The following is a 23,759-nucleotide window of genomic DNA, read 5'->3' on the forward strand; positions in this document are numbered from 1 at the left end:
AGGAAAATGACAACATCGAATCCGATTAAAGATAGCCTTAAGCCCTATATGAAGGGCAAAATTGTTGCGACCTTCGGCCTTGGCATGTCGAGCGGCTTTCCGCTTACGTTTGTAATTTCATTACTGGGGTTTTGGCTTTCTTACAGCGATGTCAGCAAAAGTGATGTGGGCCTTTTTGCATTGATTACCACATTTTACACGTGGAAATTTCTTTGGTCGCCCGCAATCGACAGAATGCCGCTTGGGTTTATCACACGGCGCTTTGGCCAGCGGCGAGGATGGCTGTTTGTTATTCAGGGTTTAATGGCGTTGGCCCTTATTACGGTGTCACGGTTTGACCCCGCGAGCGAGCTTTTTGCTGTTGCTGTTCTTTCGGCCTTTATCGCTTTTCTGTCCGCCAGTCAGGATATTGTGATTGATGCCTACAGAATTGAAATTCTGGAGGATGAGGAACAGGGGTATAGTGCTGCTGCTTATGTTTATGGCTACCGTACAGCAAATTTTCTGGCGTCTATCATGGTGCTGGCAGTTGCGGAATATTACGGTTGGGCCACAGCAATTTTAACACTGCCCTTACTTTTGCTTCCGGGGTTTGTTGCTGTCTTGTGCATCGGTGAGCCAGAAAGACCCACCGATAGCCGGTTTTTGGCAGAAGAAGCTTCACTAAAAACATATTCCCCGTTTGCGGCGCGTCTGCGCGAGGCTGTGTATCTGCCGTTCAAGGAATTTACCCGCCGTGAAAACTGGGGCCTGATACTCTTGTTTGTGTTTCTGTTTAAAGCCGGGGATGCAGTTACGGCCATTATGACAGCGCCGCTGATAACCGACATGAAGTTCAGCCCGGCTGATGTGTTGTTTGCAAACAAAACTGTCGGGTTCATTACCCTTATGCTTGGTGTGGGGCTGGGGGCGGCACTTTACAAGCAGATAGGCACCTTTAAGGCGCTTTTTCTGGCAGCTATTTTAATGATGTTAACAAACCTTGGGTTCGCATGGCTTTGGGCAGGAGATGCTGAGCCGTGGCGGCTGGCGGTAACAATTGGCTTTGAAAATTTTGCAACCGGCCTTGGTACAACAATAACCATCGCGTATTTTGCCAGCCTTTGTAATGTGAACTTCACTGCAACACAGTATGCGCTTATTTCATCGCTTGGTAATCAGGCGCGGACCATACTCGGTGCCCCGAGTGGGTATTTGGCAGAAGCTGTTGGCTGGGTAGAGTTTTTCATCCTTGCTACCCTTATGGCTGTGCCCGGCATGATTTTGCTCTGGATTTTATGGCGCAAAAATATTACAGGCGCAACGTGACCTGTTTATGGTATAGAGGTAACGGGAATAAAAGTTCGGGAAGGTACCGGTTATCAAGGCCAGAAGCACAGAAGCGCGGTGTCATAATCTAGTCAAATCTGTGTAACACTAGTGACTTAATACCGGTATATTAGGATGGTCTTATGAAAAGATATGCTCTTATACGCCCACGTGTTGCTGCTGCACAGGCTATGGCCGGTGCACCTTCCTATGTTCGTCAAGGCAACCTAGAGGTAAGGCTTGCCCGGTCTTTTAAGGAAATCAAGGCAGCGCAAAAACTGCGTTACAAAATTTTCTATAAAGAAATGCAGGCAAAGCCTGACTGGATGAGCAAGGTATCGAAGCGCGATGTTGACCCGTATGATGCTTTTTGTGACCATTTGCTGGTGATTGACCACAACAAACCACAGAAAAAGCAGGTAGTAGGTACATATAGGCTGTTGCGGCAGGAAGTGGCGGAACGCCATGAGGGTTTTTATTCATCACAGGAATATGACCTGACCGCGCTTTTAACCAAAAATTTTCGCGAGCAAATGGGCGAAGGCCGCCAGCTTCTTGAGCTTGGCCGCAGCTGTGTCCATAAGGATTACCGGGCAACTTCCACCATCAATATGCTCTGGAAAGGCATTGCCGAGTATTTGAAAGAGCATAATATTGCTTACATGTTTGGCTGTGCCAGCTTTGAAGGCACCGACCCTGCCGCCTTTAAAGAAGCGCTTGCATATCTCTATCATAATCACCTTGTGGCAGATGATTTTCATGTTAAAGCGCACAAAGGCCAATATGTTCCCATGAACACAATGCCATCTGCGGATGTGGACGCTCGTGTTGCACGCAAAATGCTACCCCCACTTATAAAAGGCTATTTGCGTATTGGCTGCTTTATTGGTGACGGTGCTGTGGTGGATAAGCAATTTGGCACGACAGATGTGTTTATTATGCTGCCGGTTGAAAAGATCGCCAAGCGCTATTCAAAGCATTATGACTTGCCGGAAGAAGCAAATGACGTGGTGGTGGCCACGGCGGCGGTCGCTGTAGCTATTTAGCGGTGTTTAAAAACCAGTGAAAAATTGTTGGCGGGCATCGGTAGTATCTCTGGTGCCATAAAGCCAGCCTTTGCTGCGAGGCCTATAACGGTTTCCATATCCCTTACACCCCATTCAGGGTTATTGAACTTTAGCGATTGATCAAATGCTATGTTCGATTCTGACGTATGTGCGCCGTTTTGCTTGTAGGGGCCATATAGATACAGGATAGCGCCGCTATGCAGCGCTTCACCTGCCTTTGCTATCAGGGCTTCTGTTACAGACCACGGCGAAATATGCACCAGATTAACCGCAAGAATGGCGGCAGGGTTATCAGGAAAATTGTCAGTGAGCACATCAAAGCGAGTTGCGGGCAAAACCGTATCGGCACAGACATGCTGTGCCCAGGCGTTGATGCTTTCAAGGTGGCGGGGGTCAATATCGCTTGGTTGCCACTTATGGTGTGATAGTTTGGGGGCCATAAAAGCGGCATGTTCGCCGGTGCCGCTTGCAACTTCAAAGATCAGTCCTTCTTTCGGTAGGCGGTTTGACAATACGTCCCAGATTACCTCCCGGTTGCGCTCTGTTGCAGGCGCGTGCAGGCGTTTGGCCGCATTTTCACTAGTGGCTTTTGGGTCAAAAAAGCGAACCATCCACCTTAGCCTTTACGCAGGCGTGAAATAATAAATATCGGCACCACAATGGTGGCCCCTAGCAGCATATATTTAAGCCCTGTGCCAGATAGCCACCCCCAAATCATAGCAAGTTTATTGATAATCCAGCCGTAGATGTCTCCTGTGCTAATATCAAGCCAGTAAAGGAGAGCGCCAACAACAGTGCTCCAGAGTATCAATTTAACCACTGTACCAAAATCAAGGTTTAGTTTTGCCATGAGTATTTCCTGCCAAAATAAAGTTTATTATTGTTCGCTAGCAAGCACTAGAGCAAAGCATTTGTCGGCATTGGTGCTTTCACCGCTGCGCGTGCGTGCATTGACATGTTTTGCTTCAAAGTGCGCTTCAGGCGCGGGTTCATAAAATACAATTTCGAGCACACAGCTGTTGGTTTCATACAGCATAACCTGCACGTTGTTATCGCGTCTCACAAGGCTTGGCTCGCCTGCAATATCCTGTACTTCGCGCGGGTTCAGGCCTTTCAGGGAAAGTGCATTGGTTTGCGGTGTAACGGGCGGCGCTACCTTTGTAGGTTTTGGTGTAACGACAGGTGCAGCGGGCGGTTGCTGTGTAGCGGGTGGCGGCGATGTGGTTGCTGAACAGGCACTTAGCGCCACAGCACAGAGAAGGAGACTATAGCGCATTATTGTTTATTCCCCGGTTGCACCCTACTGGCTTCGGGCCGTCTGATGTTATGAAAAACATGGGTCATGATGGCCGCACCTGCAATGGGCGCGATTAAATTTAAGACGGGAACAAGGAACATGGCAGAGACAATCGCTCCCCCCATGAATATCTTGTTGCCGTGACGCTGGCGGGTTACAGCAACTGCTTGCCGGTCCATATGCCGGATCGCAACCATTTCATAATATTCCCGCCCAATCAGGAAACCATTTAAGGCAATATAAAGCGCAAGTGTGCCAATACCTCCGGTGAAGAGGAGCAGCAAAAGATACGGGAAAAGCGCAATAAGATTTAGCACCAAAATCATTATTGTTAATTTTAGAGCACTGATAATAACATCACCAAAAGGCACCTTGCGGATGCCAATCCGGTTGGGATAATATTCTTCTTCAACGGCGGTGGCTATTTGGTCTGCAAACAGGCCCATAACCATTGTAACAATGGCTGGGAACAAGAGATACGACCCCAGCATTACGATGGTCCAATAGCCTGCAGAGGCCAGAAAGTCACCGAATTCATCAATCCAGCGGTAGCCAGAGACCACTTTTTCAGGCCAGTAATGGTTTAGTGTCAGAGTGAGCACTGTTAGGGTTATAATGGCGGCCAGCACAGACGTTATAAAGACGCTTCTAAACTTGGGGTGCAGAATTTGTTGCCACGTTCGATTTACCGCTTGTGCTATCATGGTGTGTATCCTCGTTGTGCTGTTTTATATTTTATAGTTTGTTATTCTGTAAAGATAGGGCCATCAGTTGAGGCTTGCAATCTTTGAGTAGCTTAATATTGTGGCCTAAATTTAACATTTAGCTGTTTAAAGCCCTTTGTGCGCAGAAAGACTTTTTAATGACCGCAAAAAATCAGGTTCTTTGTATGGGGAACGCAATCGTTGATATCATCGCTCGTGTGGATGATGCCTTCATGGAAGAACATAATCAGGTCAAAGGCTCTATGCAGCTGGTTGATGCCGCCACATCGGCAAAAATCTACAGCAGTATGCCGCCTGCGGTAGAGCGCTCTGGTGGTTCCGCCGGGAATACGGCAGCGGGTATTGCCTCATTTGGGGGGCGTGCCTCCTATATTGGCAAGGTGCACGGTGACCAGCTTGGCACTGTGTTCCAGCATGATATTCGGGCTGTTGGTGTTTCTTTTGAAACTGTGCCTGCAACGGACGGTGCCCCAACAGCAACCAGTATGATTTTGGTAACACCTGATGCCCAGCGCACCATGAACACCTATCTTGGTGCTTGCACAGAACTGACGGTTGATGATGTTAGTGAAGCTGACGTTGCAAACGCTGAAGTGTTGTATGTGGAAGGGTACCTGTGGGATACCCCAAGCATGAAAGCCTCGGTTTTAAAGGCGTTTGAGCTCGCCCACAAAACGGGTACTCTTGTATCGCTCTCTCTTTCCGACAGTTTTTGTGTTGATAGGTTCCGTGCGGAGTTTGTGGATCTGGTGGAAAATCAGGTCGACATATTGTTTGCCAATGAAGCAGAGATTATTTCGCTTTATCAAACCAGCACGTTTGAGGAAGCGGTTGAAAAACTACGCCCGCATGTGAAAGTCGCAGCGCTTACACGCTCTGAAAAAGGTTCTGTTGTCGTGACGCAGGATAGCATTATTTCAGTGCCAGCCATGCCAGCCAATGTTGAGGATACGACAGGCGCCGGTGATCTTTATGCGGCGGGTTTCCTATTTGGTTATACAAGTGGGAAGAGCATGGAAACATGTGCCAAGCTTGCAGGGCTTGCAGCGGCTGAAGTTATTTCCCACCTGGGTGCGCGGCCAGAGACAAAGCTTTCAACGCTCGCACAGGAAAAAGGGCTGTTATAATTTTATTGCCAAGGGTTCTTGCGTGCTTTATGCACGCCTGCCCCTGAATCAGGCACTGACCCTGTTGTCGTTTTGCGGACGCGGGCTTGACGGGTTTCACGTACGGGCCTGCGCGAGCTAACACCTGTTGCCATGGCCTCCAGTCGGCGGATACGCTCTTCCATTTTGGGGTGAGTGGAAAACAGGCTGTCGAACGAATGGCCGTGTAGCGGGTTCACAATGAACAGGTGGGCAGTTGCCGGATTTTCTTCTGCCCGTTTGTTAAGGGTTGCTGCCGCGCCGCTATGCAGCTTTGCCAGAGCGCTCGCAAGGGCAAGGGGTCTGCCGCAAATTTCAGCGCCGGTTTTATCGGCAGCATATTCGCGGGTGCGCGATATGGCCATTTGCACCAGCATGGCGGCCAGAGGGGCGAGAATAACCATGAGGATAGTACCAACAATGCCAAGCGGGTTGTTTCTGTTCCCGCCAAAAAACAGAGCAAAGTTCGCCAGCATGGAAATGGCACCGGCAATGGTTGCCGTGATGGTCATGGTTAAGGTATCACGGTTTTTAATGTGCGCCATTTCATGCGCCATAACCCCCTCAATCTCGTCATTTTTTAGTATTTTAAGCAAGCCAGTTGTTGCCGCAACGGCAGCATTTTCCGGGTTTCGGCCTGTAGCAAAAGCGTTGGGTTGCGGGTTATCAATAATATAGACTGCAGGCACAGGAAGACCCGCCTGATAAGCAAGGCGTTCAACCATAGTAACAAGCTCGGGCGCTTTTGTACGGTCTACCTGTTTGGCACCGTGCATTTTCAGTACAAGCTTGTCTGCGTTCCAGTAAGAAAACACATTCATCGCAAGGGCAATAATAAAGGCAATCATGATGCCAGCCTGCCCACCAAGCAGGAACCCAACAGCCAGAAACAGGCCTGTCATAGCAGCCATTAATAACCCGGTACGAAACCCATTCATCATGCTATTCACCATCTGTGAAACTATCTTTACTATAAATAAGTATCCCAAACTTTGGTTCAAGAGTGCGTGTTTTACTTAAAAACGGCCAGGAACTAGTTTATGACAGAATGAAGCGATCTGGCAGATAGTGTGCAGGATGCAAAGTAGGAGAGACCATGCCAGCGATTGGCCTTGAAGATCTGGTGGATAGGAAAAAAACATTGCCCGCAGTGGCTGTGTTTATTCTTTTAACAGGGCTTTTCTCCTGTGGGCCTTATTATCTGCTACTGGAGCAGGGCCTGCAACGCTATTATATTTCGGGGCTAATGTGGTGCCCCGGGCTTGCTGCTCTTTTAACATGCAAGCTGATGGGGTTTCCTCTCTCTGTTCTTGGCTGGAAGTGGGGGCTTGCGCGCTGGCAGTGTATGGCTTTTGGCTTACCTATTTTATATGGTTTATGTGCTTACGCCTTTATTTGGGCCGGTGGTTTTGCGGGTGTTTTGAATCCGCGTTATATTAATGAGGCTGGTGCCCATCTGGGCCTTATGGGGTGGTCCACGGAAGCTGTTTTAGTGCTTTCGATATTTGTGTTTGGTGGGTTGGCAATGGTATGGCGCATTAGTAATGCGCTCGGTGAAGAAATCGGGTGGCGCGGCCTTCTTGTCCCTATGCTTATGCGGCGCTTTTCTTTTTCCGTTACGTCTTTCATTATTGGGCTTCTTTGGGCTTTGTGGCATGCACCCCTGATTTTTTATACAAGTTACAATGCAGGGCCTTATGGGCTGGAATGGCAGTTTTTGAATTTTAGTATTCTTTTGGTTTCCATGTCGTTTATTATGACATACTTACGCCTGAAGTCGGGTAGTTTGTGGACCGCAGCAGTGTTTCATGCAGCGCATAATGCTTATGTGCTTTCGCTTCTGGAGCCTATGTCGACAAAATATGAAAGCTCTTGGCGGTATATTGGAGAGTTTGGCCTTGTGTTGCCGTTTGTTACAGCTGTCTTTGCCTTGTTTTTTTGGTATAAGGCCCGGCGCGACGGTTTTTCTGACCCCCTGAATTAAGACGATTGGATATATAATGCCTGACAAAGGAAATGATGTGGCTGCCGCAAAGCCAGCCGGGGTGGCAGTTTCTCATGACGTACCAGAGAAGAATGAGGCAGCCCGCAGTAAAAAAGAGTTTGGGGGCCGAACAGGACCAGAGCCAACCCGGTACGGTGACTGGGAAAAAAACGGCCTGATTTCTGATTTTTAATCTACCAGCTTTTTATCAAGATTCTATTTTGGCATCTGTGTCTGATTTGTTAATGCCTGCCTGCTCAAGCAGTTTGCGAAAATCCAGCAAAACCTGTTCAGCTTCTTCGCGGCCCAGCCCTTTTATAAGCCCTTCTGTAAAGCCTTTTTGTTTCATGTAAATCCGTACCTGATGTTCGGCGCGCATTTTACAGTCACCGTCAGTGAAATAGCCTTCGGCCATCATGGAAAGGATTTTTTGCGCTTTTTCCTGCAAGCTAATGTCAAGCTGATGCAGCTTTTTCAGTACTTGTGTATTATCCAGAATGATACGACAAAATTCGTCAAGCTTTTCAGCGATCTTGCGTTTATGCATCTCTGTTAAATCTGCGAGCATGACCTTCTTTTGTAAATGCACAAGTTCATTCATGCGCTGAATCGGCTGGTTATCAAGCCCCATAAAGATAGCTTCATTATCGGGCCTTGAAAGAATAGGTAAAATGAAATTCGCGACCAGTCGTTTATTGGGCATACCAATAACAGCAGCTTCAAGGTCAAGAAGCGCACCCACTTTACTTACTGGGCTTGGGTGTATGTCGAGAAGCTCTGATATTGATTGGCTATTGATCAACCTGCTTGCCCGGGCTGTTAGGTCTTCACTGAGGGTATCAAGCGCGTGCACATCTGTGTAAATTTCACGGAAAATTTCCTGCATGTCATGCAGGGCTTGTAACTGTTCAACAAGACCGCCGTCATTAACAGGTTTCGCCGCTATAATTTCTTTTCGCACACGATCAAACAGAACATGGCTGGTTTTAGGTAATATATCTTCAGCAAGAAAACCGCTCAGGCGCATCAATTCATCACTAAAGGCTGGGCTACGACCTTTTTCTGCAAGGGCACTTAACTGGCCGGTTTGCATATGGGCTATCTCAAGTATGTAGGTGCCTCTGTTGGTATGTTCGCCCAGCAACTGTTCCATAACAGTGGGGTGCAATAGAAACTCGGATATCAGTTGGTCAAGTATATCATTTACCCAGTCTGGGTGCCGGTTTGATAGAAAAACAGCAATACGGCCAAATTTGTCTGTAATGGTGAGCGTTGGGCGTAGGTATTCCACGAGCGCGCTCATCAGCAAAAAGCGTTTGTTGGAGGCTTTTTCCAACTGTTCAATCACTGGGCGTAATCTGCCCATTTCAAGAGAAGGAATTTTCTCTTTGTTCTGTTTCATAATCTCAACAGATGCATCGATCACTTTATAGATTTTACGCATGCGTTGCTGAATAGAGTCTTCCTCGTCTTCAAAGGAAACTGCGGTGCGCTGAACAGCATTCTGTAGTTTTGTGCCAGCATTATAGAGCTTATAATAATGATCGAGACTGTGGAGAAGTTCCGTAGGGGTTATGCGCCAATCTAAAAGGGTGTTTTCCATTAAATCCCAGATGGAGCGTCTACCATCAGCGCTGTAGAGATCATCAGGTGTTAAGCACGGTGAAATCTGGCCAGTTTGATCATACTTTGATTTTTTGGAAACGGACCCACGGGTAAAAATTTCAATGGATGCAAACGCGTGGGTGTCACTGTCGTAGCTCTCTTTTAGAACACGCACACCTGTATACTTTTTTGACTCCCACAAATCAGTTGCCAGTTTTGTGGCTGGCTCCCGTTCCTTGATTACATCAAGGATTGTCCAACTGCTCCCGCGGCGGCCAAGTATTTCATAGTGAACATTTACACCGAGGGTCACCCCTTACTCCTCATTTCACCACCCCTATTCTGTTATCCATTTTATCGTTTACCAAACCCTTAATACAATCAATTTATCTCAATTTTTATAAGAAAGCATTATTTGGGCAACAAATCTGCTTCTTTTAAATAGGTAATGGATTCGCGAACAGATTGCTCTAGTGGAATGATTTTATAGCCAAGTTCCTTAATGGCTTTTTCTGAAGAAACATCCATTTTTTCACAAGCCATATGGGCTTCTTCAAGGGTAACAGTGGGTCTTGTATCCGAGAATTTTGCTTTGATAGACAGGACTTTTGCATATGTCTTTAAAAGAAACTCCGGCATCACAGCAGGCGGTTTTATATTGCCAATTTCCCTGGCTGCGGTTTCTAGAAATTCATGAAAACTGACGTTGGGGCCGCCTAAAATATAGTTATGGCCTGTTTTTCCGAGCGTATATGCGGCGACAGTTGCTTCAGCAACGGCGCGGCCATTTGCAAAGTTTCCCCTGCCAGGTGGTGTACCGGGTAAAGTACCGTTTGCCATGCGCAGAATAAGCCGTGCCCAGTTATGGCTATCATACCTGCCAATAATATGTGTTGGGTTAACAATGACAGCATCAAGACCGCGATCGACAGCTTCTTTTACCTTGCGCTCTGCGAAGCTTTTTGTGTGGGTATAGGGTATCCAGCTTTCTGCACCGGTGCGGGCGGTTTTTTCTGTTATAAGGTTTTCTTGTTCACCAAAAACTGCAATAGACGAGACGTGAATAAGCCTATGCACATCTTTATCAAGTATGGCTTGTAGTAACATACGGGTGCCTTCGATATTCACGGCGGATTGGCGTTTTTCTTCTTTTGCCCATGTGCTTGTATCGGCGGCTGTATGGAAAACCGCATCCACCTTATCGGGTATCGCGGCAAAAATTGTTTGAGGTATCGTTAAGTCACCTTTCTTGAGCGTGACTTTGTCCCCCAAGATTTTTTGAGCACTTTGTATATTGCGGACCATGGCTGTTACATGCCAGCCCTGTTCGAGAAGGACATCAACCAAATGTCTACCTAAAAAACCTGTTGCACCTGTTACAAAGGCTGTTTTCAAGGGAATCCTCCTTTCTTTTTGTTCTATTGCTTGCGTTTTTGGTTGTCACGGGTTAGACGCGGACAAAACCTTTTTACCAGATCAGGACTATGACCAGCATGATGCCGTTTAGCAAATTTTCCCGCCTATTTTTATCGCTTTTTGTTTCGATTCATCTCTTGGCACCTATAGCACAAGCTGGGGATGTAGATAGTACAAAAGGCCTTTTGAAAAACGCGAATGCCGCTAACAATAAAGCTGCTTTTGATACTATTCTTAAAATGGCGTTGGACACCTGGCCTACTAAAAAAGAAAGATTGCTAAACGCGGCCATCGCTGTAAATCCTGAATGGGTCAGCGCGAATAACCTGCAAGAGCTGGATATGATCAAGAAAGCGAAGGCGGAAGCGGAGGCTGCTTCAAGGGCGCGCGGTATTATTTACTATCTTGATCCGGTGCTATGGAACACTAAAATTGAGTTGGGCGCAGGCAGTAGTACAGGTGATACAGACGAAAAAGCGGTTGCGGCAGGTATGAGCTTTCACCGTAAGTTTGGTACTAAGTGGGAACACGACCTGAACCTGAATTTTGATTATGCCAGCAGTGAAGGTGACGCAACACGGCAACAGTTCGAAACCCAGTATGAGGCGCTTTGGTATGCATGGGATGACCTATTTATGGTCAATTATACCGAGCTATCTCTGGATCGTTTCTCAGGTTACGATTATCAACTGCTTGAAAATATTGGCCTTGGTTATAAAGTATTTGAAACTGAACGCCATACGCTGCGGCTGGAAGCTGGCCCGGGTGTTCGCTTCAGTAAAGTGAAGGCTATTGAAGCGACTGATACTACACCGTTTATGCCAAGTGTTATGGATACCGAGTATCTGGGCAGGCTCTCGGCAAATTATAAGCTGCAAATATCCGAGAGTATGGTTTTTCAAGATAAAATCTCTACGACTGTTGGTGAAGAAACAACAACTTTTGCGAATCGGGCAGAATTCTCTGCAAAGTTAAACTCTCACCTGACGGGCAAGGTTTCTCTTGATATTGGGTATGATTCCAATCCGCCAGTTGGGACATCCGCGTGGGATACAGCAACTCGCATCACGCTGGTTTACGGATTTTAGGTTTCTCGGCTCTCTTCAAAGGGCGGGGTATGGCTCTATGATCCACCCAATAGAGTGCTTTATGTTCCTGTGTGCCCTGCGCTGTGTAATAAGCGGCGAAGACGGTGAAGCATCTGTCAGCGAATGTTGATTTCGACGTTTTTTTCTACGGGCTCTGGGCGCACCAGATCAATATGTAATAACCCGTTTTCCATAAAGGCATCCGCAACATCCATACCGTTTGCCAGCACAAATTTTCTGACAAATTGGCGAGCTGCTATGCCTCTGTGCAAATAGGCACGGCCATCAGTATCCTCTATTTGTTTGCCGCGGATAATGAGCTGGTTTTGCTCGGTCGCAATAGTAAGGTCACTTCTGTCAAAGCCTGCAACAGCTAAGGAAATGCGCAGGGTATCGGCGTTAATCTGCTCGATATTATAGGGTGGAAACCCTTCGCCTGCGTTTTTTGAGACAGTATCAAGCACCTGTTCCAACTGATCAAACCCTAAAAGAAAGGGACTGTTAAAGACAGACATACGTGGCACAATTTGTCTCCTGATGAAAGTAGGCTGATAACCCTGTATGGCGGGTATTTTGATGCAGGCAGCTGGTAGCATCAAGAGCAAAAGACAGTTTTATACCTGTGATGTATCATTTTCTGCTGAAGGGGGTAGCGCACCTTCGGTTTTTTCAGGAGGGCGTATCCAGCATTTTGTGCCTCTTTCCTTTAGGGCGTTACACAGCGCCTTTGCCTCAGAAAAGCTTTTAAGCGGCCCGGCGTTCAGCCTGTAATAAAACCCTTTAGGACCTACTGGTTGCTCGCCAAAATCTACTTCTGAGCGTCTTGGTGGAACATCAGCCAGTAAATCGCCGCTTTGGCGGTACAAAAGTGTCCAGCCGCGCATAAGGTGTTTGAGCGTTCTGTATGCCCCTATTTGTAAAGCCCAGCCTTCAGGCTCAACGAGTGGGGGGATTTCGGTCAGGGCATAATCCTCGCGGTTTTCAGCTACTTTTGGCTGTGGTTGTGGCTCAGGGCTTGGGTTTGCCGTTGCCACCATCACTGGTTCAACCACGCGCTGGGCTGCGGCTTTGCGGCTACTGTTGTCCTGAAGTTCAAGGTTTGCCAATTCTCCGCGCGACCATTCAGGTTTCACTGTCCCTGTTATAAGGGCCTGCATGCGTTTGGCGTTATCAAGGCTTGCAAGCGACCGGTAGAAGGTAAAGGTTTCGTTGGTGGATATGGCATCCAGATCAATACGCGAGACTTGATACGCTTTTTCTTCCTGCCCGTTCAGTAAATAGGCCATCGCAAGGTTTTGCCTGTCACGTGCAGTGGCTGTACCTTGTGTTATAAGGGGTTCAAGAATGATAACAGCTGCTTCTGTGTGGCCGTTTGCAGCAAATATCAGGGCCTTATTTGAAAGGCTCAAGGGATCAAGCTTGTTGCCCAAGGCACTAATTGCTTCGCTTTCGTTGCCGGATGCGGCGAGGGCAATGGCTTTACCGGATGTATATTGTGCATTGTTAGGATCACGGGTTAAGGCCTGTTCAAAAGCGCTGAGGCTTTCTTCATACTGGCTGTTACCTAAATGTACTTTGCCAAGTATATACCAAGTTTTACCTGTTGCAGCCCCACGTTCAACGAGAATATTTGCAGTTTTTGCGGCTTCATTTGACAGCCCTTGTGCCAATAGGCTAGCGGCAAGAGCATCAAGGGCCGTAGGGCTGCCATCTTTGCTGGCTAAATGACGATATATGGGAATAGCGGCTTTATGGTCACCGTTTTTTGCCAGTTGATCAGCTATTCTTTGAAGCTCATTTGAAGGGGTGTTGCTGTGTGCCTGAGATGCGTGTGGTAGGTTACTGGCCGTGTATCCGCCATTACTGCAAGCAGTAAGTGCCAGAACGCTCGCCCCAATAAGGGCTGGCCTTATATGTTTAATGGTAATCATATTGTGCTCACTAAAGCTGTGTTGCCTGATTATATTTCTTGCAAGAATAGGCGAAGGGGATGAAAGAAGATTTAAACACTGGTTGCGCTTTTAGTAATGTTTAAGCTAAATTTTAAGAAATACTGGTTTTGCGGGTCTGCGGGGGTCCAACGCAAAGCACATTAAAGGAGGGTTTGGTGAAAAGGTTTTTGTTGCTTTGCATGCTTTTAGTTTTGCTACCACAGCCATCGGCGCACGCATTGGATGATGCAAACCCGGTTGAACAGGCACTTGGTTTAATTCGTGATGGCAAAGTGGAAATGGGTGTCGAGGCATTACAAACTCTGGCAGAAGGCGGCAATGCTGAGGCCATGTTTCACGTGGGCGAAATTCACCGGCTTGGCATTGGGCGGGAAGTGTCTGTGCCGATCGCAACAATGTATTACAGATTTGCATCGCAGTTAAATCATGAACGCGCCGCCCTGTCTTTGGCCAACATTCTGTTTTTTGAAGGTAATGGCACTGAAAAGGAAAATAGCGAGGCTCTTGATATTTGGCAAACCCTTACCCTTAAAGGTAATCTGGAAGCTGCTTATATGCTTGGTATGCTATACTGGAATGGCGAAGCGGGTGTTGCCCGCGACCCCATCCGGGGCTATGCACTAGTATGGCTGGCTTTTGAGGGCGGCTATGCGGATGCAGAGCAAAATGAACTATCCATGAAAGCGCTGCTCAGTAGTGATGCCAAAGAAGTGGCGTATGATTATGCCAAGAATCTAGCGGATAGGGGCTTTACCTCGAAGCCACTTGCCATTCACCTGCTTGCGCACGATGAAGCCGAGCGTAAAGCCGCTATCGCACAAGAAAAAAGTGCTGAAGAAGATGTTCCACTTGAAAAACCAGACGACTGGACGACAGTTTGGCGGCTTGAGGTTGGGTTCGCCATGTCGGAAATGGAAGTTGAACGCTTGCAGCGGGTTATTAGTTCGACCCAAGCAGAAGCGGTTGGCGACTTATATAGTGAGGTTTTACCTTCTGCAAACCGGCCCGGCCTTTTCAGGCTGATATTTGGTCCGGCTAAATCAGTGAATGATGCGGTTAGTCGCTGTGTAGCGCTGAAGCGTGCCGGGCATGATTGTTTTGCTCGCCCCCCTGAAGAAGATGACGCAGATAGCCCTTACTGACCACCGCATATACACTGATTTTGCTGTTTGGCTTCTTCAAGCAGCGCCATCACCGCTTTTTCCATCAGCATTTGCTGGCTTTTGCCGGTGCGGGCTGCAAGCAACCGTAACTGCTGGTGGCTGGCCTCTTCAAGATGCAGGCTTTTATACACGCGGGGTTGGCCTTTTTTGGTTTGTTCACGAGCCGGCTGTTTGTCACTGGCCAACAGGTCTTGCAACCATGTGCTTTTAACCTGCTGGTAGAGAGGCTGTACAGTAGCAGAGGGGCTAGCGTGGCCCTTGCGTGCCAGTAAATTAGAGGTGAGTGATGCTGTTGCCATTTTATGGTTCCTTTCCAAAAGTTGCCACATTACTGCGACGCATGCACGCCATCAATTGGGGGGTGAGTTCTATTGCCAAAACCGGCTTTGTTGAGGGGTACTGTTTTAAAGCTTGCTTTAACGGGCAGTCTGCGCAGCCTGTCTTCAACATAGGCCCACAGGGTTTTGACTTCCTTGGCAGATTTTCCCGAGGGGTGCGTTTCAAGAACAGTGCGGCCATCAATCATGCTTGCCACAAAATCTTGCCGGTTATGCAAAATTGTTGGCGCAACGGTGCCGTGCTGCGATAGGGCAATGGCGGCTTCCCCAGTTAGCTTGGCTCGCACGGTTGCACCGTTAATAACAAAAAGCATGGCTTTGTCTGCTTTTTCCGCCATATCTATTGTTGCGCCCACAGCTCTTAGGTCATGGGGGCTAGGCCGGGTGGGAATAATTACCAGGTCTGCTTTGCTGATAACCAATTGGTTAGCGCGGGTAATGGCGGGCGGCGTATCTATAAACACTAGCTTAAAGCCCTGTTCTTTCAAGTGCGCCAGATCATCGCCGAGGCTTGCCAGGCTTGCCTGAGCAAAGACAGGTGTTTTGGAAATTCTCTCGTTCCACCATGCGGTTAGGCTGCCTTGTGGGTCAGTATCAATGAGGGCTACAGGGCCAGCCGCCGCTGCTGCCACAGCTAAATGCCCTGAAAGGGTGGTTTTGCCTGAGCCCCCTTTTTGTGAAGTAACTGCAACAACGCGCATTGCTTGTCTCCTGTATGGTCGCACGGCTCACTGGGTGAAGCGGCGCGATTATAAACCCCGTTCATATGGGGCCTTGCCTGATTCCCACACATAATGACGGAAAGCGATAAAGGAAACTTTAAAGACTGCGTGTAATTTTTGTATAACACTATGAAATTAAAAATAAATTTAGAGAACAATTTTATGTTTCTTGCTTTGATTGCAGCTAAAGCGATACTCGCCCCCTATAAAATAATAATATTATTACACGAGGATAATAACTATGGATGTAATGGATATACGCTACTACTGCGATTTAATGGCCACGTATAATGCGACTGCAAACCGTACACTTTACGATTGCTGCGCCCAGCTTTCTGATGATGCCCGCACACAGGATAAAGGAGCGTTTTTTGGCAGTATTCATGCAACACTGAATCATATTATAGTGGCAGATGATATTTGGATGGCGCGCTTTAAGGGTGAAGCTGTCCCGCATGCTAGCCTCGATACAATTGTTTATGATGATTTTGACCCGTTACAGGAAGGCCGGGTGGCACGAGACGCGGCCATGCTGACTTTCTTTAAAATGGCGCCAGATAGCTTTTTTAAGCATGATTTAAGCTATCATAATATGGCAGGGAAAGCTTTTAGCTATCCGATCCGGTTTGTGGTTAACCATTTTTTTAATCATCAACCCCATCACCGGGGTCAGGTGCATACGTTGCTGTCTCAGGCGGGGCTTGAAACACCAATTTCGGATTTGATTTATCTTGTTAAGCCACAGCTCTAAAGGCAGATGCCTTGTGCTCATGGGGTGAAGTCGCCCTCACGCTTAAGGCCGGTTATACCGTTGAGGAGGATATCAGCGATCATATCAGCGAGTTTTTCAGAGCTTAGGCTACCGCTTGGTTTAAACCAGAGGTAGGTCCAGTTGATCATACCGAGCATGAGCATGGACACCACGGATTTTGCTTTGTGGATGTTGAGATCAGACGGGGCTATTCTATCAGCGAGTTCTGCAAAGGCATGCACGACACGGTTCTGGATCTCGACCACTTCCTTTTTCCGCTCAGGGGGCAGGGAGCCAAGTTCGTTTACGAGCAGGTGATGGCAGTCAACCGTGCGCTCATAAATGATCAGATAGTCTCGAATGATTTTACGCAGCGTTTCCGCGGGCGGCAGGTCTTCCTGCATAAGGCTGGTGGCGCTTGCTTCCAGTTCGCGCACATGGTCGAGCATGGCGTGATAGAGCATATCCTCTTTAGAGGGGTAATAATGGTAGATCAGTGCTTTTGAAATACCACACTTGGCGGCAATACCTGAGATGGAGGCCTTGTGATAGCCTTCAACAGCAAAGACATTGGCGGCTGTCTCCAGAATCTTCTGTTTGCGGGTGTCATAGTCTGCTGACTGGGGACGGGCCATTGATATACCTTTTGTTTTTCCTATCTGTAGCGACCAACACCATAGGATGCAAGTATCCAGAAACCGGGGCTGTCATAGGAGTACAATGTCTAACATTGTTTATTGACTAACCGGTTGGTTAATGAAATAGTGTAGCGGCTTTAATTTTAAAATACAAGAATGCCCGTTTAAGGCTGTTAAGGAGAGTACAAGTGAAACTGCAAAGTTATGTATGTGGCAAGTGGTATACATCACCTGATGAAGGTGTGGCTTCTTATGATGCTTCTACGGGTGCGGAAATTGCAACAGTTTCCAGCGCTGGAATTAACTTTAAAGACATGCTGGAATATGGCCGCACAGTAGGGGCACCAGCGCTAGCAAAAATGACATTCCACGAGCGAGCTATAATGCTGAAGGAAGTGGCGATTGCCCTTTCAGGCTTTAAAGACGAGCTTTATGATCTTTCCTATAAAACTGGTGCGACAAAAGCAGATACGTGGGTGGATGTAGACGGCGGTATTTCAACCTTCTTTGTTTATTCATCCAAAGGGCGCCGCGAACTACCTAACCAACCTCATTATGTGGACGGTGGCACAGAGGCTCTTTCCAGAAACGGCAGCTTTCTTGGCCAGCATATAATGGTTCCACGCCGCGGCGTTGCACTGCATATCAACGCTTTTAACTTCCCTGTGTGGGGCATGATGGAAAAGCTTGCGCCGACATTTCTTGGCGGTATGCCCGCGATTATCAAGCCAGCTTCTGGCACTGCCTATCTAACAGAGCTTGCTGTGCGGAAAATGATCGAATCAGGCGTTTTACCTGAAGGTGCGTTACAGCTTATTTGTGGCCGTACGGGGGATGTGTTTGACCATTTAACCTGTCAGGATATTGTAACTTTCACGGGGTCTGCGAGCACAGCGCGTACGCTTCAATCTCATCCGGTTTTGGCAGAAAAGTCTGTACCGTTTATCGCTGAGTGTGACAGCTTGAACGCGTCTATTCTGGGTATTGATGCCGTAAAAGGCACAGAAGAATTTGATCTCTTTATTAAAGAAGTTGCTCGCGAGATGACAACAAAAGCGGGCCAGAAATGTACGGCAATACGCCGGGCAATCATTCCGCGCTCTCTAGTGGTTGACGTACAGGAAGCGCTGGTTGCCCGTCTTGCTAAAACAGTAGTGGGTGACCCGCGTGCGGAAGGTGTTCGCATGGGACCGCTTGCTGATCTTGGTCAGCGCAAAGAGGTTATCGCCCGTGTTGAGGACCTTAAAGAATTTTGTTCGGTTGTACTTGATGGTACAACGGCATTTGATGCGGTGGGCGCTGATTATGCGAAAGGTGCCTTTATTAAGCCAACAGTCCTTTACTGTGACAAACCTCTTGAGGTTGAGGGCGTACATGCGATTGAAGCTTTTGGCCCCGTTACGACATTGATGCCTTATGAAACAACAGCAGAAGCTGTGACGCTTGCTAATATGGGTGAAGGTAGCCTTGTTGCTTCGCTCTTTACCTTTAACACCGATATTGTGCGTGATGTTGTGCTGGGTGTTGGCGCATATCATGGCCGCCTTGTTGTTATTGACCGGTCAAGCGCGGGTGAAAGCACTGGGCACGGTTCACCGTTGCCGCATATGAAACACGGTGGCCCCGGCCGCGCAGGCGGCGGCGAGGAACAGGGCGGTATTCGTGCAGTGAAGCATTATATGCAGCGCGTTGCAGTACAGGGTTCGCCGAATGTAATGACCGCGGTGACAGGCCGCTGGACTACAGGTAGCACAGAGCGCAGCATGGATGTGCACCCGTTCCGTAAAAACTTTGATGAAATTCAGGTGGGCGATACACTTCATACCAAGCCACGTATTGTAACGCTTGAGGATATTGAGCATTTTGCCAATTTCACCGGTGATACATTCTATGCCCATATGGATGAAGAAGCGGCAGCGGCTAACCCGTTTTTCGGCGCGCGCGTAGCCCATGGTTATCTGCTTTTATCGTTTGCTGCGGGGATGTTTGTTGATCCGGCCCCCGGCCCGGTGCTTGCCAATTATGGTTTGAATGATCTTCAGTTTATGAAACCGGTTTTTCCGGGTGATACGCTTCATGTGCGTCTTGTGTGCAAGCAGCGCACAGCCCGTATGGGGCAGGATTTTGGTGAAGTTCGCTGGGATGTGACCATTACCAACCAAGATAAAGAGATTTGTGCAAACTATGAGCTTTTGACACTGAACGAGCGTACACAGTAAAGGTGTTCAGGTACAAAGCTGCGGGAAGGGAAAATAATGGCATTTGAAACAATTCGTTTTGAGAAGCGGAACGGGGTTGCATGGGTAACGCTCAACCGCCCTGAACAGTTGAACGCAATTACAGATAAAATGTTGCAGGAACTAAATGCAGCGCTCGACACTGTTGATACTGATGCTGAAATTCGCTGTCTTGTATTAACGGGGGAAGGGCGCGGTTTTTGCCCTGGGCAAGACCTAAACGACAGAGCCGTTTCGCCGGGTGGTGGCCGCACTGATCTGGGTGAAACCGTTGGCAAGGGCTATAATCCCCTTATGAAGCGTATCTATAACCTTGCGGTGCCAACTATTGCAGCGGTTAACGGTGTTGCGGCAGGCGCTGGTGCCAATATTGCCCTTTCCTGTGATCTTGTGCTTGCTGCAGAAAATGCCAAATTTGTACAGGTGTATTCCAATATCGGGTTGATCCCGGATGCGGGCGGTACCTATATTCTGCCAAGGCTTGTTGGGCTGGCAAAGGCGAAGGAATTAACCTTTACAGCGCGCCCTGTACTAGCTGAAGAAGCGGTTTCTATTGGTATGATTTATAAATCTGTGCCGCTGGAGATGCTGATAGAAGAGGTAACGGCGCTGGCGGAAGGGCTGGCTCAAAAGCCTACGATGGGGCTTGAATATACAAAAAAGGCTTTTCATGCGTCGCTCTCTAATACACTTGATGAGCAGCTTGAAGTTGAACGTGACTATATGCAGCGGTGTGGCTTTTCTGATGATTATGCAGAAGGTGTTGCGGCTTTCCTTGGCAAGCGCAAACCTGTCTTTAAGGGTCGCTAACTAATCTGGTTTTAGGAGTTATTTGAATGAGTGAAGCATTTATCTGTGATGGTATCAGAACCCCAATTGGCCGTTATGCGGGTACGTTGGCGACTGTTCGGCCTGATGATATGGCGGCCCATGTGCTGAAGGTTTTAAGGGAACGTAATCCAGGTTTGCCTGTCGATGCGATTGACGACCTGATTATGGGCTGTGCCAATCAGGCTGGTGAAGATAACCGTAACATTGCTCGTATGGCATCTCTGCTTGCGGGATACGGCGATAGTGTAGCGGGGACAACGATTAACCGGTTATGTGGATCTGGCATGGATGCCATTTCAATGGCATCTCGGGCTATTTGCGCAGGCGAGGCCGATGTGATGATTGCAGGTGGTGTGGAAAGCATGAGCCGGGCACCTTTCGTGATGCCAAAGGCGACATCTGCTTTTTCACGCGCCAATGAAGTGTTTGATACAACAATTGGTTGGCGCTTTATCAATAAAAAATTGAAAGCAGAATGGGGCGTTGATTCTATGCCGGAAACCGCTGAAAATGTGGCGGCAGACTTTAATATTTCCCGCGCTGATCAGGATGCTTTTGCCGCGCGTTCACAAGCAAGAACAGAAGCTGCAAAGCAGGCTGGCTTTTTTGACGGCGAGATTGCGCCAATCGAAGTGGCGATTAGCCGTAAGGAAACAGTTCTTTTTGCTGAAGACGAACACCCGCGTGCCGGCACCACTGCCGAACAGCTCGGCAAACTACCCACGCCTTTCCGTGAAGGTGGCAGTGTAACCGCAGGGAACGCTTCAGGCGTAAACGACGGTGCTTGTGCTACGATTATTGCCTCTGCTGAGGCGGCTAAAAAATACGGCCTAACACCAAAAGCGCGGATTGTGGGCGCTGCTGTTGCGGGCGTGCCGCCGCGTATCATGGGCTTTGGGCCAGCGCCTGCCAGTAAGAAGCTTCTGGCCCGGCTTGGGTTGTCGATTAACGACATGGATGTGATTGAACTGAACGAAGCCTTTGCAGCCCAAGGGCTTGCTGTTACGCGCGACTTAGGTCTTGCGGACGATGCCGCGCATGTAAACCCGAACGGCGGTGCAATATCGCTTGGTCACCCGCTCGGTATGAGCGGTGCCCGGCTTGTGCTAACTGCAACTCGGGAACTTGAGCGCCGCTCAGGCCGGTATGCTCTTTGCACAATGTGCATTGGCGTGGGTCAGGGCATTGCAATGGTTATTGAACGCGTTAGTTAAAACATACGCTTCTGGTTACGAGAAACGCTGAATTATAAGGCTATAGCGGCTGTATGAAGCCGCTTAAAAACTGGCTTAAATAATTAATTGACCGTACGGTTAATAAACTATATACTAGTCTCAATTGATATAAGAAAGAAAGGCGGTAGAGCGGTTATGTATACAACGGACTTACGGACTGCTGAAGAAAAGGCAAGAGATGCAAAGCTGGCTGCGCCTAAGGTTGAGGCTGGTGAAGCTGAATTTCAGGCGCGTATTGATGCTGACGAATTTATCGAGCCAAAAGATTTTATGCCAGAGGCATACCGTAAAACACTGGTTCGGCAAATGTCGCAGCATGCGCATTCCGAGATTGTTGGTATGCTGCCTGAAGGTGGGTGGGTAACACGCGCACCAACCTTGAAGCGTAAAATCATTCTGGTTGCCAAGGTACAGGACGAAGCGGGTCACGGCCTTTATATATACAGCGCTGCTGAAACGCTGGGCACCTCGCGAGAGGAAATGGTAAGCCAGCTGCATTCGGGCAAAGCTAAATACTCAACCATTTTCAATTACCCAACCACCAGTTGGGCCGATGTTTGTACAATTGGCTGGCTTGTAGATGGTGCGGCCATTACCAACCAGATTCCGCTGTGCCGTTGTTCATACGGGCCATATGCCCGCGCTATGATCCGCGTGTGCAAGGAAGAAAGCTTCCATATGCGCCAAGGCTATGAAGGCCTTCTACAAATGGTGAAGGGAACAGACGAGCAGCGCCGGATGGTGCAGGATAGCTTTGACCGCTGGTTCTGGCCTTCGCTTATGATGTTTGGGCCGCCAGATTCTGATTCGGCACACTCATCACAGAATATGGCATGGAAAATTAAACGGTTTTCAAATGACGAACTGCGCCAGCGCTTTGTTGATGCAACGGTACCGCAGGCCGAGTTTCTGGGCATCACGTTACCAGAGCAGGTGGTGTGGAATGAAGAGCGTGGTCACTATGACTACGGCGACCTCGACTGGGATGAGTTTTGGGCAGTGGTGCGTGGTGATGGCGCTTGCTCTGCAAACAGAATGGATGCGCGCAACAAAGCGCTTGATGATGGTGCTTGGGTGCGTGAAGCGGCTACGGCTTTTGCTGAAAAACAGCGTAGCCGTGCCACTATGATAGCTGCTGAATAAAAGGCTGGAAGGAAAATAAAATGCAAAAAGATTGGGATCTGTACGAAGTCTTTATTCGCTCTAAACGCGGCCTGTCTCACAAGCATGTGGGCAGTGTGCACGCGGCTGATGGGCGCATGGCAGTTGAAAATGCACGCGATCTTTATACCCGCCGGAGTGAAGGTGAGAGTATTTGGGTTATCCCAGCCAAAGAAATTATTGCGTCTGACCCTGCTGAAGGCGATGCGCTTTTTGGCCCGGCTGCTGACAAGATTTACCGGCATCCAACATTTTACGAAATCCCTGATTCTGTTGGAAAAATGTAAGGATATCTCAGATGAAAAGCATTTATACTTCTGATGAAAACCCCTTTTTTCAGTATGTTTTGGGGCTTGGTGATGATGCCTTGATTTTGGGCCAGCGCTGGAGCGAATGGCTTTCTAAAGGGCCAAACCTTGAACTTGATATTGCGGCCTCCAACCTTGCGCTTGATTTGCTTGGTCAGGCGGAAATGCTTTTGACATATGCAGCGGAACTTGAAGGCAAGGGCCGCACGGCCGATGGCCTAAGCTTCCTGCGTGATGGGCAAGATTTTCGTAATCACTGGTTGGTTGAACAGCCCAATGATGACTGGGGTGTAACCACGGCGCGTATGCTAATGTTCAGCATATACCAGTATCTACGCTACGAAAAACTGGCCAAATCATCAGATGCGCGCCTTGCCGAGATAGCGACAAAAGCGTTGAAAGAAGTGTCATACCATCGTCGTTTTGCGGCGGAGTGGACCATTCGGCTTGGCGGCGGCACCGAGGAAAGTAACCGGCGTGTGCAACGCGGCTTTGATATACTGTGGCGCTTTGTGCCAGAGCTGTTTGAAACAGTTGCGTGGGAGCAAGATTTGGCAGAAAAAGGCCTTGCTGCGGCATCTGATAGTTTGCGAGCTGCATGGGATGCAGATTTATCTGAAATTCTGGCCGAAGCAGATCTGAAAAAACCAGAAGGCGAAAGCCGCCTTATGGGGAGCCGTCATAATGGTCACCATAGTGAGCATTTGGGCACACTTCTCTGTGAACTTCAGTATCTACAGCGTACGTACCCGACAGCAGGGGGCGCTGTCTGGTGATACAGGTGGTGG

26 protein-coding genes are annotated in these 23,759 nt (G+C 48.4%); 14 read left to right on the forward strand and 12 right to left on the reverse strand.

The window, feature by feature from the left end; translation table 11 throughout:
* The first annotated feature begins 6 nt into the window (after nucleotides 1–6).
* Both ICL80_RS03065 and ICL80_RS03070 read left to right on the forward strand, forming a co-directional pair.
* Nucleotides 7–1,308 (forward strand): AmpG family muropeptide MFS transporter, encoded by a 1,302-nt coding sequence (locus ICL80_RS03065; protein ID WP_194214660.1) that lies wholly within the window; start codon nucleotides 7–9, stop codon nucleotides 1,306–1,308.
* Nucleotides 1,309–1,451: 143 nt separating this feature from the next.
* Nucleotides 1,452–2,354, forward strand: coding sequence for a GNAT family N-acetyltransferase (locus ICL80_RS03070; protein ID WP_194214661.1), 903 nt, complete (start codon nucleotides 1,452–1,454; stop codon nucleotides 2,352–2,354).
* Here ICL80_RS03070 and ICL80_RS03075 read toward each other — a convergent pair.
* Genes ICL80_RS03075 through ICL80_RS03090 form a run of 4 tightly spaced genes read right to left on the reverse strand, consistent with a single transcriptional unit; the run spans nucleotide 2,351 to nucleotide 4,376 of the window.
* Nucleotides 2,351–2,986 carry a DUF938 domain-containing protein gene (locus ICL80_RS03075; RefSeq protein ID WP_194214662.1) on the reverse strand — a complete coding sequence of 212 codons (636 nt, stop codon included), beginning with the start codon at nucleotides 2,984–2,986 and terminating at the stop codon, nucleotides 2,351–2,353. The genes ICL80_RS03070 and ICL80_RS03075 overlap by 4 nt on opposite strands.
* A gap of 5 nt (nucleotides 2,987–2,991) precedes the next feature.
* Complete coding sequence (locus ICL80_RS03080) at nucleotides 2,992–3,225, reverse strand: DUF6460 domain-containing protein (RefSeq protein WP_194214663.1); 234 nt, start codon at nucleotides 3,223–3,225, stop codon at nucleotides 2,992–2,994.
* 27 nt (nucleotides 3,226–3,252) lie between these two features.
* Nucleotides 3,253–3,651, reverse strand: coding sequence for a hypothetical protein (locus ICL80_RS03085; RefSeq protein WP_194214664.1), 399 nt, complete (start codon nucleotides 3,649–3,651; stop codon nucleotides 3,253–3,255).
* Nucleotides 3,651–4,376: an EI24 domain-containing protein gene (locus ICL80_RS03090; protein ID WP_194214665.1), complete on the reverse strand. Its 726-nt coding sequence runs from the start codon at nucleotides 4,374–4,376 to the stop codon at nucleotides 3,651–3,653. The genes ICL80_RS03085 and ICL80_RS03090 overlap by 1 nt, the downstream gene beginning before the upstream one ends.
* 158 nt (nucleotides 4,377–4,534) lie before the next feature.
* On the opposite strand from ICL80_RS03090, the gene ICL80_RS03095 reads away from it, so the two are divergent.
* Nucleotides 4,535–5,524 (forward strand): adenosine kinase, encoded by a 990-nt coding sequence (locus ICL80_RS03095; protein WP_194214666.1) that lies wholly within the window; start codon nucleotides 4,535–4,537, stop codon nucleotides 5,522–5,524.
* A 2-nt stretch (nucleotides 5,525–5,526) separates the two neighbouring features.
* Here the strand turns inward: ICL80_RS03095 and htpX are convergent, their stop codons facing one another.
* Nucleotides 5,527–6,480: a zinc metalloprotease HtpX gene (gene htpX / locus ICL80_RS03100; protein WP_194215741.1), complete on the reverse strand. Its 954-nt coding sequence runs from the start codon at nucleotides 6,478–6,480 to the stop codon at nucleotides 5,527–5,529.
* 158 nt (nucleotides 6,481–6,638) lie between these two features.
* On the opposite strand from htpX, the gene ICL80_RS03105 reads away from it, so the two are divergent.
* Both ICL80_RS03105 and ICL80_RS03110 read left to right on the forward strand, forming a co-directional pair.
* On the forward strand, nucleotides 6,639–7,526 hold the full coding sequence (locus tag ICL80_RS03105) for a CPBP family intramembrane glutamic endopeptidase (protein ID WP_194214667.1): 888 nt from the start codon (nucleotides 6,639–6,641) through the stop codon (nucleotides 7,524–7,526).
* 16 nt (nucleotides 7,527–7,542) lie between these two features.
* Nucleotides 7,543–7,719, forward strand: coding sequence for a DUF1674 domain-containing protein (locus tag ICL80_RS03110; protein WP_194214668.1), 177 nt, complete (start codon nucleotides 7,543–7,545; stop codon nucleotides 7,717–7,719).
* Between the two features lie 15 nt (nucleotides 7,720–7,734).
* On the opposite strand, the gene ICL80_RS03115 is transcribed toward ICL80_RS03110, so the two are convergent.
* Both ICL80_RS03115 and ICL80_RS03120 read right to left on the reverse strand, forming a co-directional pair.
* On the reverse strand, nucleotides 7,735–9,444 hold the full coding sequence (locus ICL80_RS03115) for a hypothetical protein (protein ID WP_194214669.1): 1,710 nt from the start codon (nucleotides 9,442–9,444) through the stop codon (nucleotides 7,735–7,737).
* Nucleotides 9,445–9,542: 98 nt separating this feature from the next.
* Complete coding sequence (locus ICL80_RS03120) at nucleotides 9,543–10,526, reverse strand: NAD-dependent epimerase/dehydratase family protein (protein ID WP_194214670.1); 984 nt, start codon at nucleotides 10,524–10,526, stop codon at nucleotides 9,543–9,545.
* A gap of 89 nt (nucleotides 10,527–10,615) precedes the next feature.
* Between ICL80_RS03120 and ICL80_RS03125 the strand changes: the two genes are divergently transcribed.
* Entirely contained in the window at nucleotides 10,616–11,635 is a 1,020-nt protein-coding gene (locus ICL80_RS03125; protein WP_194214671.1) for a DUF481 domain-containing protein, read from the forward strand.
* A gap of 116 nt (nucleotides 11,636–11,751) precedes the next feature.
* Here the strand turns inward: ICL80_RS03125 and ICL80_RS03130 are convergent, their stop codons facing one another.
* Together ICL80_RS03130 and ICL80_RS03135 are read right to left on the reverse strand one after the other, a co-directional pair.
* A complete protein-coding gene (locus tag ICL80_RS03130; RefSeq protein ID WP_194215742.1) occupies nucleotides 11,752–12,150 on the reverse strand; it encodes an Hsp20 family protein in 399 nt (132 codons plus the stop codon).
* 99 nt (nucleotides 12,151–12,249) lie between these two features.
* A complete protein-coding gene (locus ICL80_RS03135) occupies nucleotides 12,250–13,566 on the reverse strand; it encodes an SPOR domain-containing protein (RefSeq protein ID WP_194214672.1) in 1,317 nt (438 codons plus the stop codon).
* A 176-nt stretch (nucleotides 13,567–13,742) separates the two neighbouring features.
* Between ICL80_RS03135 and ICL80_RS03140 the strand changes: the two genes are divergently transcribed.
* Complete coding sequence (locus ICL80_RS03140; protein ID WP_194214673.1) at nucleotides 13,743–14,729, forward strand: tetratricopeptide repeat protein; 987 nt, start codon at nucleotides 13,743–13,745, stop codon at nucleotides 14,727–14,729.
* Here the strand turns inward: ICL80_RS03140 and ICL80_RS03145 are convergent.
* Nucleotides 14,723–15,049, reverse strand: coding sequence for a hypothetical protein (locus ICL80_RS03145; protein WP_194214674.1), 327 nt, complete (start codon nucleotides 15,047–15,049; stop codon nucleotides 14,723–14,725). The genes ICL80_RS03140 and ICL80_RS03145 overlap by 7 nt on opposite strands.
* Before the next feature lie 29 nt (nucleotides 15,050–15,078).
* Complete coding sequence (locus tag ICL80_RS03150; RefSeq protein WP_194214675.1) at nucleotides 15,079–15,789, reverse strand: ParA family protein; 711 nt, start codon at nucleotides 15,787–15,789, stop codon at nucleotides 15,079–15,081.
* Between the two features lie 262 nt (nucleotides 15,790–16,051).
* Here ICL80_RS03150 and ICL80_RS03155 point away from each other — a divergent pair, with 262 nt between their 5' ends.
* Nucleotides 16,052–16,561, forward strand: a complete 510-nt coding sequence (locus ICL80_RS03155; protein ID WP_228073787.1) for a DinB family protein — start codon at nucleotides 16,052–16,054, stop codon at nucleotides 16,559–16,561.
* A 17-nt stretch (nucleotides 16,562–16,578) separates the two neighbouring features.
* Here the strand turns inward: ICL80_RS03155 and ICL80_RS03160 are convergent, their stop codons facing one another.
* Complete coding sequence (locus ICL80_RS03160) at nucleotides 16,579–17,196, reverse strand: TetR/AcrR family transcriptional regulator (RefSeq protein ID WP_194214676.1); 618 nt, start codon at nucleotides 17,194–17,196, stop codon at nucleotides 16,579–16,581.
* Nucleotides 17,197–17,387: 191 nt separating this feature from the next.
* On the opposite strand from ICL80_RS03160, the gene paaZ reads away from it, so the two are divergent.
* From paaZ to paaC, 6 genes are all read left to right on the forward strand, one after another.
* On the forward strand, nucleotides 17,388–19,418 hold the full coding sequence (gene paaZ, locus ICL80_RS03165; RefSeq protein WP_194214677.1) for a phenylacetic acid degradation bifunctional protein PaaZ: 2,031 nt from the start codon (nucleotides 17,388–17,390) through the stop codon (nucleotides 19,416–19,418).
* Between the two features lie 36 nt (nucleotides 19,419–19,454).
* Nucleotides 19,455–20,246, forward strand: coding sequence for an enoyl-CoA hydratase-related protein (locus tag ICL80_RS03170; protein WP_194214678.1), 792 nt, complete (start codon nucleotides 19,455–19,457; stop codon nucleotides 20,244–20,246).
* A 26-nt stretch (nucleotides 20,247–20,272) separates the two neighbouring features.
* On the forward strand, nucleotides 20,273–21,481 hold the full coding sequence (gene pcaF, locus ICL80_RS03175) for a 3-oxoadipyl-CoA thiolase (protein WP_194214679.1): 1,209 nt from the start codon (nucleotides 20,273–20,275) through the stop codon (nucleotides 21,479–21,481).
* A gap of 156 nt (nucleotides 21,482–21,637) precedes the next feature.
* Nucleotides 21,638–22,645: a 1,2-phenylacetyl-CoA epoxidase subunit PaaA gene (paaA, locus tag ICL80_RS03180; RefSeq protein ID WP_194214680.1), complete on the forward strand. Its 1,008-nt coding sequence runs from the start codon at nucleotides 21,638–21,640 to the stop codon at nucleotides 22,643–22,645.
* 20 nt (nucleotides 22,646–22,665) lie between these two features.
* Nucleotides 22,666–22,950, forward strand: coding sequence for a 1,2-phenylacetyl-CoA epoxidase subunit PaaB (paaB, locus tag ICL80_RS03185; RefSeq protein ID WP_194214681.1), 285 nt, complete (start codon nucleotides 22,666–22,668; stop codon nucleotides 22,948–22,950).
* 11 nt (nucleotides 22,951–22,961) lie between these two features.
* Entirely contained in the window at nucleotides 22,962–23,747 is a 786-nt protein-coding gene (gene paaC, locus ICL80_RS03190; RefSeq protein WP_194214682.1) for a 1,2-phenylacetyl-CoA epoxidase subunit PaaC, read from the forward strand.
* Nucleotides 23,748–23,759: the final 12 nt, after the last annotated feature.

This window comes from Kordiimonas pumila, from assembly GCF_015240255.1.
Classification (GTDB): Bacteria; Pseudomonadota; Alphaproteobacteria; order Sphingomonadales; family Kordiimonadaceae; genus Kordiimonas; species Kordiimonas pumila.